At 67.0% G+C, this 14,191-nt stretch carries 10 protein-coding genes; 7 read left to right on the forward strand and 3 right to left on the reverse strand.

All coding sequences use genetic code 11. The features are described 5' to 3' along the window. Window positions 1-17 precede the first annotated feature (17 nt). Window positions 18-1,142 (reverse strand): pyridoxal phosphate-dependent aminotransferase, encoded by a 1,125-nt coding sequence (locus AC5P78_RS02450; RefSeq protein WP_012480756.1) that lies wholly within the window; start codon window positions 1,140-1,142, stop codon window positions 18-20. Between the two features lie 248 nt (window positions 1,143-1,390). Between AC5P78_RS02450 and ligA the strand changes: the two genes are divergently transcribed. The 7 genes from ligA to AC5P78_RS02485 all read left to right on the forward strand — a co-directional run bounded on the left by ligA (window position 1,391) and on the right by AC5P78_RS02485 (window position 12,921). After that, entirely contained in the window at window positions 1,391-3,862 is a 2,472-nt protein-coding gene (ligA, locus tag AC5P78_RS02455; protein WP_172958440.1) for an NAD-dependent DNA ligase LigA, read from the forward strand. A 49-nt stretch (window positions 3,863-3,911) separates the two neighbouring features. Further along, window positions 3,912-4,397 (forward strand): GNAT family N-acetyltransferase, encoded by a 486-nt coding sequence (locus AC5P78_RS02460; protein WP_005413904.1) that lies wholly within the window; start codon window positions 3,912-3,914, stop codon window positions 4,395-4,397. Then, window positions 4,394-5,350, forward strand: coding sequence for an EF-P lysine aminoacylase EpmA (epmA, locus tag AC5P78_RS02465; RefSeq protein WP_099523252.1), 957 nt, complete (start codon window positions 4,394-4,396; stop codon window positions 5,348-5,350). Before AC5P78_RS02460 ends, epmA begins: the two co-directional genes overlap by 4 nt. Window positions 5,351-5,488: 138 nt before the next feature. After that, a complete protein-coding gene (locus AC5P78_RS02470; protein ID WP_065183944.1) occupies window positions 5,489-6,217 on the forward strand; it encodes a DUF3011 domain-containing protein in 729 nt (242 codons plus the stop codon). Between the two features lie 47 nt (window positions 6,218-6,264). Beyond that, the gene (gene mtnA / locus AC5P78_RS02475) at window positions 6,265-7,329 is read left to right on the forward strand and encodes an S-methyl-5-thioribose-1-phosphate isomerase (protein WP_005413901.1); all 1,065 of its coding nucleotides are present in this window, start codon (window positions 6,265-6,267) and stop codon (window positions 7,327-7,329) included. Between the two features lie 218 nt (window positions 7,330-7,547). Further along, a complete protein-coding gene (gene gyrA, locus AC5P78_RS02480; RefSeq protein WP_111197195.1) occupies window positions 7,548-10,262 on the forward strand; it encodes a DNA gyrase subunit A in 2,715 nt (904 codons plus the stop codon). 130 nt (window positions 10,263-10,392) lie between these two features. After that, a complete protein-coding gene (locus tag AC5P78_RS02485; RefSeq protein ID WP_414498651.1) occupies window positions 10,393-12,921 on the forward strand; it encodes a membrane-bound PQQ-dependent dehydrogenase, glucose/quinate/shikimate family in 2,529 nt (842 codons plus the stop codon). 51 nt (window positions 12,922-12,972) lie between these two features. Here AC5P78_RS02485 and AC5P78_RS02490 read toward each other — a convergent pair whose 3' ends face one another. Together AC5P78_RS02490 and AC5P78_RS02495 are read right to left on the reverse strand one after the other, a co-directional pair. Continuing rightward, window positions 12,973-13,917, reverse strand: coding sequence for an IS481-like element ISStma12 family transposase (locus tag AC5P78_RS02490; RefSeq protein ID WP_201862251.1), 945 nt, complete (start codon window positions 13,915-13,917; stop codon window positions 12,973-12,975). 141 nt (window positions 13,918-14,058) lie between these two features. Then, on the reverse strand, window positions 14,059-14,191 hold a 133-nt coding region (locus AC5P78_RS02495), incomplete at its 5' end, for an integrase core domain-containing protein (protein ID WP_139338732.1).

Genomic DNA, 14,191 nt, shown 5'->3' on the forward strand with positions numbered 1-14,191 from the left:
CGCCCCCACCAACAGGGTCAGGCCGGTACGCCGGCGACCTTGGCAAATGCCCCGCGGAACGCGGCCATCTCGTCCTCGGTGCCGACGGTCACGCGCACGCGCTGCGGCCAGATCGGCCAGCTGCGGCCGATGATCACGCCGTTGTCTGCCATCGCCTTGGCAAAGGCGGCACCGTCGCGCTGCACATCCACCACGAAGCAGTTCGCTTCCGACGGCACGCAGCTGAAACCACGCTTGCCCAGCCACGCGATGGTGGCCTGCCGCACCTTGGCATTCTGCAGGCGCCGCTGCGCGATCAACTGAGGATCCTGCAGGCTGGCCAGTGCCGCGGCCAGTGCTGGCACGGGTAGCGGGTTGTCGCCCAGGCTGGCCAGTTCGCGCAGGCGGTCGGGATGCGCGGCCGCCACGCCCAGGCGCAGGCCGGCCATGCCATAAAGCTTGGAGAACGTGCGCAACACGATCAGGTCATCGCGCTGCGCCACCTGCGCGATCAGGCTCGGCTGCTCGCTGTACTGCAGGTAGGCCTCGTCGACCAGTACGCGGGTGGACGCAGGCTTGTGGGCCAGCAGCCAGGCGAGCTCATCCGGCGGGCTGATCGAGCCGGTCGGGTTGTTCGGGTTGCACACATACAGCAGGCCGGTCGAGCGCGCGTGTGCGGCGGCCACCATCGCGCGCAGGTCATGTGCGCCGTCGTCGTGCAATGGCACTTTCTGCACGTGCGCACCGTGTGCGGCCGCGACCTCGCCCAGCGTCTCGAAGGTCGGATCGGCGACTACCAGTCCCGCCTGCGGGCCGGTCCACAGCACGGCGGCACGGTTCAGCGGTTCGCTGGAACCCGGATAGAGCCGCACGTGATCGGCCGGAATGCGCGCCTGTTCGATGAAGGCGTCGCGCACCTGACCGGCCAGTGCGAAACGGTAGCGGCCGCAACCGGCGATGCTGTCGCGTGCCGCCTGCTGGGCTGCGGGCGAGGGGCCGTAGGGGCATTCGTTGAAATTCAGCAGCACCGCACCTTCGGCGGGGCCCGGGGCGACGGCTGTCGCGGGTTGGGCATGGCCGGGCCGCGGCAGCCCGCTGCCGGCGACGGCGAGGCCGGCTCCGGCCAGTTGCAGGAAGCGTCGACGGGAAGCGGGCAGGGTCACGGGCAGGATTCCGAAGGGCAGACCGTCGCACGCTAGCGCCGGCGAGGGTGGGCGGCAAGCTGCTTTTTGTGGCGTCGCGCCATGCAGATGTGCCAACCAAGGTTGGCACCTGCCGGAACGAGGGAGAAGGTTGGCACCTGCCGGAGCGGGGAGTGCCCGTCGAGCACGCTCGACGCTGCAAAGGCGGAGGCGTTACAGGGCCTGACGGCTGGGCGCGGTAGAATCCCCGGCCATCCCAGAACCACCGGATTCCGATGAGCCCCAGCCCCGCCGAACGCGCCGAAGACCTTCGCCGGCAGATCGCCCAGGCCAACCGCGCCTATCACGAGCTGGACGCGCCGGAGATCCCCGACGTCGACTACGACCGGATGGTGCGCGAGCTGGAAGCGCTGGAGCGCGAGCACCCGGAACTGGCCCGTGCCGACAGCCCGACCCAGCAGGTCGGTGCGCGCCCCTCTGGCCGCTTCCCGGAAGTGCGCCACGCGGTACCGATGTTGTCGCTGTCCAATGCCTTCAGCGACGAGGAAGTGGCCGATTTCGTGCGTCGCATCGATGAGCGCCTGGGGCGTCGCAGCCTGCGGTTCTCGGCCGAGCCGAAGATGGACGGCCTGGCGATCAGCCTGCGCTACGAGGATGGTCATTTCGTGCTTGGCGCGACCCGTGGCGATGGCAGTACCGGCGAGGACGTGACCGCCAACCTGCGCGAAATCGGTGACATTCCCAAGCGCCTGCACGGCAAGGACTGGCCGGATGTGCTGGAGGTGCGCGGCGAGGTCTACATGGCCCGCGCCGACTTCGAGGCCTACAACGAACGTGCGCGCCTGCAGGGCGGCAAGGTGCTGGCCAATCCGCGCAACGCGGCGGCCGGTTCGCTGCGCCAGCTCGACCCGAAGATCAGTGCGCAGCGCAGGCTGAGTTTCTTCGCCTACGGCACCGGCGAAGTGCAGGGCGGCGAGCTGCCGGACACCCATTCGGGCACCCTGGCCCAGCTCGGCGCCTGGGGCTTCCCGGTCAGTGAGCTGTGCAAAGTGGTGGAGGGCACCGACGGCCTGCTCGGTTACTACCGCACTATCGGTGAACGCCGCGACGGCCTGCCGTTTGATATCGATGGCGTGGTCTACAAGCTGGATGACCGGGCGGGTCAGCAGGCGATGGGCTTCGTCTCCCGTGCGCCGCGCTGGGCCATCGCGCACAAGTTCCCTGCGCAGGAACAGAGCACCACGGTGGAGGCGATCGAGATCCAGATCGGCCGCACCGGTGCTGCCACGCCGGTCGCGCGACTGGCGCCGGTGGCTGTGGCTGGCGTGATCGTGTCCAACGCCACCCTGCACAACGCCGACCAGATCGCGCGCCTCGATGTGCGCGTTGGCGACAGCGTGATCGTGCGCCGCGCTGGCGACGTGATTCCCGAGGTGGTCAGCGTCATTCTCGACCGCCGCCCGCAGGGCACCACGCCGTGGCAGATGCCGACGCGCTGCCCGGTGTGCGGCTCGGAGATCGTGCGTGAGGAGGGGGCGGCGGCGTGGCGTTGTTCGGGCGAACTGTCCTGCCCGGCGCAGCGCAAGGAAGCCATTGCCCATTTCGCTTCGCGCCGTGCCATGGACATCGACGGTCTCGGCGACAAGTACATCGAAACCCTGGTCGACGCGGGCATCGTCAAGAGCGTGGCCGACCTGTACCGGCTCAGCCGCGATACGCTGCTGCACTTGAAGCTGGTGCTGGACGCCGAGGAGCCGTCGGCGCTGGCAGCGGCGCTGAAGCTGCACCTTCCCGCCGAGGGCAGTGGTGCGGTGCTCAATGCGGTGCTCAAGCTGGACGGCAACGATCCGGGCTGGCGCGCGCAGGCGCTGGCGCAGCCGGCCAGCTTCGAATGGAACACGAAGAAGATCGCCACCAAGTGGGCCGACAACCTGATCGCAGCGATCGACGCCAGTCGCGCGGCCACGCTGGAGCGCCTGCTGTTCGCGCTCGGCATCGAGCATGTGGGCGAAAGTACCGCCAAGGCGCTGGCGCAGTGGTTCGGTGACCTGGAGCTGATCCGTCACCTGCCGTGGCCGCTGTTCAAGCGTGTGCCGGACATCGGTGGCGAAGTGGCGCGTTCGCTTGGCCACTTCTTCGAGCAGCAGGGCAACCAGCAGGCCATCGATGACCTGCTGCAGGTCGGCCAGGTGCGCATCAGCGACGTGCATGCGCCCAGTGCCAAGCTGCGCGAAGGGCTGGATCTGGCGCAGTTGCTGGTCGAGTCGGAGATCCCCGGCATCACCCGTCTGCGCGCCGAAAAGCTGGTGGCTGCGCTTCCCGGCGCACAGGCGGTGCTCGACGCCGAGCATGGCCAGTTCGTCAACGCCGGCCTGCCCGATGACACCGCGCGCGGTCTGGCCGAATGGCTGGACGCTGATGGCCACGGTGCGATGCTGTTGGCCGCCGAGAACGCGATGCGGGAGATCCTGGCCAAGGCGCCGGCGCTGGCCGAGATCGTGGCGGGTCCGCTGGATGGGCAGACCGTGGTGCTGACCGGCACCCTGGCCCAGCTCACCCGCGATGCCGCCAAGGAACGCCTGGAAGCGCTGGGTGCCAAGGTCTCCGGCAGTGTGTCGAAGAAGACCAGCTTCGTGGTGGCCGGTACCGAGGCCGGCTCCAAGCTGGACAAGGCACAGTCGCTGGGCGTGCCGGTGTGGGATGAGGACCGCCTGCTGGCCTATCTTGCCGAACACGAATGATGACGCCGCCGGGTGCCCGGCACCCGGCATGAAGCACAAAGGAACACCGATGCAGACTGCCCCACTGGATTTCCGCCTGGCCACCCGTGCCGACGAAGAACTGTTGATCGCGTTGATGCGCGAGTTCTATGCCGAAGACAGGATCGACTTCGACGACGCGCGCGTGCGTCGCGGCGTGGATGCGCTGCTGGCCGACCCACGCAACGGCGAAGTGCTGCTGTGGCTGGACGAGGCGGCCGAGGTGGTCGGCTACGCAGTGATCGCGATGGGCTTCAGCCTGGAGCAGGGCGGCCACTTCATGCTGCTGGACGAGCTGTACCTGAGCCATCGTGCGCGTGGTCGCGGCCGCGGCAAGCAGGCGCTGGCCATCTGCGAACAGCGGGCACGGGGCCGCGGCGTAAGCCGCCTGCGCCTGGAAGTGAACCATCACAACGAGCTGGCCCGTCGCCTCTATCTGGCGAGCGGTTACATCGATGACACCCGCGATCTGCTGACCCTGCCGCTGGACCACCCGCGCCCGGAGGGCATCCTGTGAGCGAGGCCCTGCTGCGCGCGCTGCAGCAGCGCGCCGCGCTCAATGCGCTGGTCCGCCGCTTCTTCGCCGAACGCGATGTGCTGGAAGTGGAAACGCCGATCCTGTCGGTGGCCGGCAACACCGAGCCGAACATCGACAGCTTCCATACCGATTTCACCGGCCATGTCGATGCCGGCGGACGCCGCCGCTGGCTGCGCACCTCGCCGGAGTATCCGCTCAAGCGCCTGTTGGCGGCGGGCGTGGGTGACTGTTACGAACTGGGCCGGGTGTTCCGCAATGGCGAGGCGGGCGGCCGCCACAACCCGGAATTCACCATGCTGGAGTGGTACCGGGTTGGCTGGGATCATCATCGCCTGGTGCAGGAGACCGCCGAGCTGGTCGGCCAGGCGCTGGCGCTGGTCGGGCGCAGTGCGACCCTGCGCGTGCTGAGCTACCGCGAGCTGTTCCAGCAGCATGTGGGCGTTGACCCGTTCAAGGCCGATGAGGCTGCATTGCGGGCCACGCTGGGTGATGTGCACATCGATCCGGTCGGGTTGACCCGCGACGACTGGCTGGACCTGTTGATGACCCATCGCATCCAGCCGCACTTCGATGACGCGGTGATGACCGTGGTCCATGACTGGCCGGCCAGCCAGGCGGCGCTTGCGCGCATCCGTGCCGGTACACCGCCCCTGGCCGAGCGTTTCGAGTTGTACCTGGGCGCGGTGGAGCTGGCCAACGGCTATCACGAACTGAACGACGCCCACGAGCAGCGCGCGCGCTTCCAGCGTGACCTGCAGCGACGCCATGAACGTGGCCAGGTGCAGCCGGCGCTGGACGAGGCGCTGCTGGCCGCACTGCCATCGATGCCGGCGTGCGCGGGCGTGGCGGTGGGGGTCGATCGCCTCCTGATGGCGATGAACCGCACGCCGCGCATCGCCGACGTGCTGGCCTACGACTTTGCCCACGCATGAGCGACCTGCGTTCCTGAACGTCAAAGACTGAACGGAATTCCGCGATTCCGCGCTTGCTTCGGTAAGCAGGATGATGCTCTTATCACGGCAGATGCCGGACACTGGCACGCAGTTCATCCATTCCTGCTGGGGAAGGCTTTGGTCAAGTGGTTTGCGGTTGTCGCTGCACCGGTTTACTCCATCGCGCTCTGGGGTGCCTGGCTGCCGTCATCGGCATCTGCCCAGCAGGCCGGCTACGACGGTGAAGTGGTGACCTGCGAATCACGCGACATGGGCTGGGTGCATTGCGATATCGATGTCAGCAACGGCGTCGACCTGGTGCGCCAGCTTTCCAACAGCAGCTGTATCCGTGGCAGCGAATGGGGCACCGACCGCAGTGGCGTGTGGGTCACGCTGGGCTGCCGCGCCGAGTTCCGCGCACGCCGCGCTGCGGGTGGCGCGCCGGTAGCCAGCGAGGGCAAGCGCTTGGTCCGTCGCGTGGTGCGTTGTGAATCCAATGGTCGCCCGCAGAGCTGCCCGGTGCGCCTGGATGGCGCGCCAGTACGCCTGCTGCGCCAGCTGTCGGCGCTGCCATGCCGCGAAGGACAGGGCTGGGGCTACAAGCGCAATGAAGTCTGGACCAGCCGCGGTTGCCAGGGGGATTTCGAAGTGGCTGACGAGGACGGCCGATTCGTTGACGTACCACGCCGGCTGACCTGTGAATCGAAGTCGAAGAAGCGCCGCTTCTGCGGCGCCAGCATCTCGGTCGGTGCCGCCGTCTCCGAGCAGCTGTCCAGCACCCCGTGCGAGGAAGGCAACACCTGGGGCTGGAACCGCAACGGCATCTGGGTGGACGGTGGCTGCCGCGCCGAGTTCTCGGTGAATTGAGCCCGGGCGGGCTCCAACCCCGGGGGGCGTGGCCCTACAATGGGCCCATGAACACTGCCTCCGACATCGACTACGCCCGTTACGACCATATCCGCCCGATCCTGTGGACCGGCGATGCCCTGCAACTGCTGGACCAGCGCAAGCTGCCGTTCGTGGTCGAGCATGTGGTCTGCCATGACAGTGACGAAGTGGCTGCGGCCATCCACGCGTTGACCGTGCGCGGTGCGCCGGCCATCGGCATCGCCGCCGCCTGGGGCGTGGTGCTGGCCGCACGTGACGTGCAGGCCGCAGACGGTGCGCACGCGCTGCAGCAGCTGGAACCGGCGCTGCAGCGTCTGAACGCTTCGCGTCCGACCGCCGTCAACCTGGCCTGGGCGCTGGCGCGCATGCGCCGTTGCCTGAATGCCGCCGGTGCTGACTGGAAGGCGAAGCTGGAGGCGGAAGCGCAGGCCATCGCCGAGGAAGACCTGGCCGCCAATCGCCACATGGGCGCGCTGGGCGCAGGCCTGATCGAAGCCGGCAGCGGCGTGCTGACCCACTGCAACACCGGCTCGCTGGCCACCGCCGGCTTCGGCACCGCGCTGGGTGTGATCCGCGCCGGCATGGCCCAACACCGCATTGCCCGCGTGTTCGCTGGCGAGACCCGTCCGTGGCTGCAGGGCGCGCGGCTGACCGTGTGGGAGCTGCAGCAGGATGGCATTGACGCCACGCTGATCGCCGATTCGGCCGCCTCGCACCTGATGAAGACCGGCGCTGTGCAGTGGGTGATCGTCGGTGCCGACCGCATCTGCGCCAACGGCGATACCGCCAACAAGATCGGGACCTACCAGCTGGCCATCGCCGCCCGCCATCACGGCGTGAAGTTCATGGTCGTGGCGCCGTCCTCGACGGTGGACATGGAGACCGTGGACGGCAGCCAGATCGAGATCGAGCAGCGCGATCCGGGCGAGCTGTACGGCGTGGGCGGCACCCGCACGGTGGCAGAGGGCATCGCTGCCTGGAACCCGGTGTTCGACGTCACCCCGGGCGAGCTGATCGACGCCATCGTGACCGAGCGCGGCGTGATCCTGAACCCGACCCCGGAGAACATGCGCGCCGCCTTCGGCGGCTGACGCGCGGGGGAGGGGCCGCGTGACCTCCGCCCCCCGGTGGTGCCGGCCGCGGGCCGGCAACCCCCTAAGTTCCTGATTTGTGCAGGTAAAATACCCGTAAAGGGAGGCGGAAAACGGCCTGTTGTGGTAATATCCGCAGGTTGAATCGAGGTTCCGGCACGACCCCCTCCCGGAGGGGGCTGCGCCGGACTGGACCGCTACCAGACAACGGAACCCGAATGGCAGAAACCGCCAAGGAAATCATCCAGGTCAACCTGGAAGACGAGATGCGCAAGAGCTACCTCGATTACGCCATGAGCGTGATCGTGGGCCGCGCGCTCCCGGATGCGCGCGACGGCCTCAAGCCGGTGCATCGCCGCGTGCTGTTCGCGATGAATGAACTCAACGCGCACAGCAACAAGCCCTACTTCAAGTCGGCGCGTATCGTCGGTGACGTCATCGGTAAGTACCACCCGCATGGCGATCAGTCGGTGTACGACACGCTGGTGCGCCTGGCACAGCCGTTCTCGCTGCGTTACATGCTGGTTGATGGCCAGGGTAACTTCGGCTCCATCGATGGCGACTCCGCCGCGGCAATGCGATACACCGAAGCGCGCATGTCGCGCCTGGCGCATGAGCTGATGGCGGACATCGACAAGGAAACCGTCGATTTCCAGCCCAACTACGACGAAAAGGAACTGGAGCCGACGGTCATGCCGACCCGGTTCCCGAACCTGCTGGTCAACGGTTCGGCCGGTATCGCGGTGGGCATGGCGACCAACATCCCGCCGCACAACCTGAGCGAATCGATCAACGCCTGCATCGCGCTGATCGACAACCCGGAAATCGACGTCGACGGCCTGATGGAGTACATCCCGGGCCCGGATTTCCCGACCGCCGGCATCATCAACGGCACCGCCGGCATCGTCGCCGGCTACCGCACCGGCCGTGGCCGCGTGCGCATCCGTGCCAAGGCCGATATCGAAGTGGCCGACAACGGCCGTGAGTCGATCATCGTCACCGAAATTCCTTACCAGGTGAACAAGGCGCGTCTGATCGAGAAGATCGCCGAGCTGGTCAAGGAAAAGAAGATCGAAGGCATCAGCGAGCTGCGCGATGAGTCCGACAAGGACGGCATGCGCATCTACATCGAGATCAAGCGCGGTGAATCTGCCGAGGTTGTGCTGAACAACCTGTACCAGCAGACGCAGATGGAATCGGTGTTCGGCATCAACATGGTGGCGCTGGTCGATGGCCGCCCGCAGTTGATGAACCTCAAGCAGATGCTGGAGGCGTTCGTCCGCCACCGTCGCGAAGTGGTCACCCGCCGTACCGTGTTCGAGCTGCGCAAGGCGCGCGCCCGTGCCCACGTGCTGGAAGGCCTGACCGTCGCGCTGGCCAACATCGACGAGATGATCGAACTGATCAAGACCTCGCCGAACCCGAACGAAGCACGCGAGCGCATGCTGGCCCGCGTGTGGGAGCCGGGCCTGGTCGGTGCGATGCTGGGTGCCGCCGGCGCCGAAGCCTCGCGCCCGGAAGACCTGCCCAAGGGCGTGGGCCTGATCGAGGGCGGCTACCAGCTGACCGAGATCCAGGCTACCCAGATCCTGGAAATGCGCCTGCACCGCCTGACCGGGCTGGAGCAGGACCGCCTGACCGATGAGTACAAGCAGCTGCTGGAAGTGATCGCCGGGCTGATCCACATCCTGGAAGATCCCGACCGCCTGCTGCAGGTGATCCGCGAAGAGCTGGTCAGTGTCAAGGCCGAATTCGGCGACGAGCGTCGTACCGAGATCCGCCACAGCGAAGAAGACCTGGACATCCTCGACCTGATCGCGCCGGAAGACGTGGTGGTCACCGTGTCGCATGCCGGTTACGTGAAGCGCCAGCCGGTGAGCGTGTACCGCGCGCAGCGCCGTGGTGGTCGTGGCCGTAGTGCGGCCGCGACCAAGGAAGAGGATTTCATCGAACAGCTGTGGCTGGTCAACACGCATGACACGCTGCTGACCTTCACCAGTTCGGGCAAGGTGTTCTGGCTGCCGGTCTACCAGCTGCCGGAAGCGGGCTCCAACGCCCGCGGCCGTCCGATCATCAACTGGATCCCGCTGGAACCGGGTGAACGCGTGCAGGCCGTACTGCCGGTGCGCGATTACGCCGATGGCCAGTTCGTGTTCTTCGCCACCAAGAACGGTACGGTCAAGAAGACCCCGCTGGGTGAGTTCGCCTTCCGTCTGGCGCGCGGCAAGATCGCGATCAACCTCGATGAGGGCGACGCGCTGGTCGGCGTCGGCCTGACCGACGGCCAGCGCGACATCCTGCTGTTCGCCTCCAACGGCAAGACCGTGCGCTTCGGCGAGGACAAGGTCCGCTCGATGGGCCGTACCGCCACCGGCGTGCGGGGCATCAAGATGCCGGCCGGCGAGGAAGTGGTCAGCCTGATCGTGGCCGAAAGTGCCGGTGGCATCGAGGACGAGAACGAGGACGACAACGGTGTCGAGGAAGCCGCCGCCAATGGCGATGCGGTGATCGACGGCGCCGACGACGCCAGCGTTCAGTACATCCTGACCGCCACCGAGAACGGTTACGGCAAGCGCACCCCGCTGCCGGACTATCCGCGCAAGGGCCGTGGCACCCAGGGCGTGATCGGCATCCAGACCACCGAGCGCAATGGCAAGCTGGTCGCCGCGGTGCTGATGGGCTCCAGCGACGAAGTCCTGCTGATCTCCGATGGTGGCACCCTGGTGCGTACGCGTGGCTCGGAAATCAGCCGCGTCGGCCGCAACACCCAGGGCGTGACCCTGATCCGCCTCTCCAAGGACGAGAAGCTGCAGGCGGTGGAGCGCATGGATGCCTCGATCGACGAGGACGAGGACGAGGTGGCTGCCGCCGCCCCGGCCACGACCGACGGCGCACCGGCTGCTGCCAGCAGCGAGGACGCCGCGCAGGAGTGATCCTGCCGCGAGCCTGAGGTACCGACGACGCCGGCCCTGCGCCGGCGTCGTCGTATCCGGGTGCCACGCATACGCGCGCGCTTCACGCAGGCGGTGGGATAAGGGCGCATGCTGCCCCCGGAGATCGACGATGTCCGCCACGCCGCAGTCCGCTCCTGCTCCCGTCCGCGCCTCCCGGCATCCCCTCGTCACCGTGCTGTCACTGCTGCTGGTCGTGCTCGGCCTGGTCATCGGTGGCCTCGGTGGGTGGCTGCTCAGCCTGGGTGGCTCGGCGTACTACGCCATCGCCGGGCTCGGCCTGCTGGCCAGCGGAACCCTGTTGTTCGGCAACCGCCGCAGCGGCGCGCTGCTGTATGCGCTGGTGTTCATCGGCACGCTGCTGTGGACCTGGTGGGAATCGGGCAGCGACTACTGGCGCTGGGTACCGCGGCTCGGGCTGGTGACTGCGCTCGGCATCGTGCTGGCGCTGCTGGCGCCGACACTGCGCGAGCCGGTTTCAAAACCCCTGTCGCGCAGCGTGGCGGGCGTGCTGATGCTGGTGTTCGTGGCCGCCTTCGGCCTGGCTTTCGCGCCGCATGGTGAAGTGGATGGGCATCAGCCGTTCCCGGAAGGCGCGGTCAGCGCCGGACTGGAACCTACGCGCGATACCACGGGCCTGCAGCCGGCTGACCAGCCCGCCGAGGGCGACTGGCCGGCGTGGGGCCGCAGCAATGCGGGTACCCGCTATTCGCCACTGCAGCAGATCACCCCGGCCAATGTGGCCACGCTGCAGCCGGCCTGGCAGTTCCGTACCGGGGATATGCCGAAGAAGCGCTGGGGTGCCGAAACCACGCCGCTGAAGATCGGCGACCGCCTGTACCTGTGCACCGCACGCAACCGCCTGATCGCGCTTGATGCTGCCAGCGGCAAGGAACTGTGGCGGTTCGATCCAAAGGTGAAGGATGCTTCGATTCCCTATACCGCTGCCTGTCGTGGTGTGAGCTATTACGAGCAGCCCAGCACGCCGACCCTTGCTGACGCGGCATTGGCCGATGTCGCTGCCGATCTGGCCCTGCCGGAGCCGCCGCCCAGCGTCACCCGCAGCGCTGCACCGGGCAGTCGTCCGGCGTGCTGGGCGCGCATCATTGAAGGCACGCTGGACGGTCGCATCATCGCGGTGGACGCGGACAGCGGCCGCCCCTGCGCCAACTTCGGCAACAACGGCCAGGTCGACATCACCCTGGGCATGGGCGAGGTGCCACAGGGTTACGTGTCGATCAACTCGCCGCCGGCCATCGTGCGCGGCGTGATCGTGACCGGCCACCAGGTGCTGGATGGGCAGCGCCGCGATGCGCCGTCGGGCGTGATCCAGGCGTACGACGCCATCACCGGCAAGCTGCGCTGGGCGTGGGACATGGACCAGCCCGAGCGCAACGGCCTGCCGCCGCGCGAGCAGACCTACACGCGCGGCACGCCCAACATGTGGACCACCGCCACCGGTGATGAAGCGCTGGGCCTGGTCTACCTGCCGCTGGGCAATGCCGCGGGCGACTACTGGAGCGGCTCGCGCACGGAAAACCAGAACCGCTATTCCACCTCGCTGGTGGCGATCGACGTGGCCACCGGCAAGCCGGCCTGGCATTTCCAGGCGGTGCGCAAGGATGTGTGGGACTACGACCTGGGGTCGCAGGCCAGCCTGATCGACTACCCGACGGCGGCGGGCAAGGTGCCGGCGATCCTGCTGCCGACCAAGCAGGGCGACCTCTATATCCTCGATCGCCGCAACGGCCAGCTGCTGACCGCGGCCGAAGAGCGCAAGGTACCGGTTGGCGGCGTCGAACCCGAGCAGCGTTCTCCCACCCAGCTGTTTTCGCTGTACCACACGCTGCGCCGCGAACATGACCTGACCGAGCGTGACATGTGGGGCATCACCCCGATTGACCAGCTGGTCTGCCGCATCCAGTTCCGCAAGGCGTACTACGAAGGGTTCTACACGCCGCCGAGCAGCGAGCGACATTCCATCGAGTACCCCGGCTACAACGGCGGCTCGGACTGGGGCAGCGTGTCCATCGATACGCGCCGCGGCGTGATCGTGGCCAACTACAACGACATGCCCAACTACAACCGGCTGGTGCCACGCGCGGAGGCCGACCGGCTGGGCTGGCTGCCACGCGAGAAGGTCCGGTTCGACAAGGGCGGTGCCGAAGGCGCGGGCGACCCGCAGGTGGGTACGCCCTACGCCATCCAGGTCAACGCCGGCTGGCGGCTGCCGTTCACTGGCCTGCTGTGCAAGCAGCCGCCCTATGGCGGTATCCGTGCCATCGACTTGCGCACCGGCAAGCTGCTGTGGGACCGTCCGTTTGGCAGTGCGCGCGGCAACGGACCGTTCGGCATCCGTTCCGGCCTGCCGATCGAGATCGGCACGCCGAACAACGGGGGTTCGGTAGTGACCGCCAGCGGCCTGATCTTCATCGCCGCCGCCACCGATGACCTGCTGCGTGCCATCGATCTGAAGACCGGCAAGGAGCTTTGGCACGCCAAGCTTCCTGCCGGCGGCCAGGCCAACCCGATGGTGTACGAGCAGGGCGGGCGCCAGTACGTGGTGATCATGGCCGGCGGCCACCATTTCATGGAAACCCCGAAGGGTGATTACGTGATGGCGTTTGCGCTGCCCAGATAGGGCCGACAGGGTATAACCGGCTGGGTAGAGCCGACCGGGTAGAGTCGACTGTTAGTTGTGTAAACCCACCACGTTGTTCAGCGGGATTCTGGAAATAGGCGGTTGGCTGCCGATCCCCATGTGGGGTCGGTGCCAGTTGTAGTGGTGCAGCCATTCAGGCAGCACGGCGTCGCGCTGCTCTGACGAAGCGTACTCGCAGGCGTAGGCCCATTCGCGCAAGCTGGTCTGGATGAAGCGCTCGGCCTTACCGTTGGTTCGCGGGGTGTAGGGCTTGGTCCGATAGTGCTTCATGCCCAACGAGGCGACGAGTCGAGCGAAGACGCCGGAGCGATAGCAGGCGCCGTTGTCAGTCAGGACACGCTGGAAGGTGACTCCCAGCGTCCTGTAGTACGCCACGGCGGCCAGCAGCGCTTGGCAGGCCGTTGAGCCCTTCTCATCGGTGTGAACGCTACTGAAAGCGACTCGGGAGTGGTCATCAATGGCCACATGGACATAGCCCCAGCCACCGCCGCCAGCGTTGCCACGCCGATTCGGATCGACCCGGTGCCCGGGCCGGCGGAAGTTGCCGAGTTTCTTGATATCCAAGTGCAGCAAGCCGCCCGGGCTGTCGTACTCATACCGGACCGCCTTCTTCGGTGGGTCCAGAAGGCACAGGCGATTGAGTCCTCTTCGACGCATCAGTCGTGAAATGGTGCTGTGAGCCACGCCCAGTGCCTTGGAAATGGTCAGGTAGGTTTGCCGTTGACGTCGACGCTGGACGATCTGCTCAACGAGCGCCTCGGGGGTGCTATGGGGGCTGCGGCTGGGCCGAGAGCTGCGGTTCTGCAGCCCACTCAGGCCCTCGGCTCGATACCGGGCCAGCCACTTGTAAGCCGTGCGCACACTCACCCCGCAAGCCTGGGCGGCCTCTTCTGGCCGAAGGCCTTGCTCAGTGATGCGGCGGACAAGAAGTTCTCGACTAAACGGCGTCAAACGGGCATTTTTATGGTGGTTCATCCGGGCTCTTTGGGGACTGGACAGGTGTGGTAACCACCATTTTCCAAAGATGCCCCGGATGAACAACCTACCGAGAGATCACAGTTAGTCGACTATCGCGCGAAGCGCGGGCTCTTCGTTCCTTCCGCAAACGGCAGTCGACTAACTGTGTAAACCCACCACGTTGTTCAGCAGGACTCTGGAAATAGGTGGCTGGCCACCGATCCCCATGTGAGGGCGGTGCCAGTTGTAGTGGTGCAGCCATTGGGTCAGCACGGAATTGCGCTGGTCCGAG

It is taken from the genome of Stenotrophomonas sp. YJH_SMC_133 (assembly GCF_059370655.1).

What these genes read in the sequence shown, in the direction of transcription:
- gyrA (WP_111197195.1), top strand. Translation starts at nt 7,548, where the DNA reads ATGGCAGAAACCGCCAAGGAAATCATCCAGGTCAACCTGGAAGACGAG.
- AC5P78_RS02490 (WP_201862251.1), bottom strand. Translation starts at nt 13,917, where the DNA reads ATGAACCACCATAAAAATGCCCGTTTGACGCCGTTTAGTCGAGAACTT.
- mtnA (WP_005413901.1), top strand. Translation starts at nt 6,265, where the DNA reads ATGAACACTGCCTCCGACATCGACTACGCCCGTTACGACCATATCCGC.
- AC5P78_RS02485 (WP_414498651.1), top strand. Translation starts at nt 10,393, where the DNA reads ATGTCCGCCACGCCGCAGTCCGCTCCTGCTCCCGTCCGCGCCTCCCGG.
- AC5P78_RS02460 (WP_005413904.1), top strand. Translation starts at nt 3,912, where the DNA reads ATGCAGACTGCCCCACTGGATTTCCGCCTGGCCACCCGTGCCGACGAA.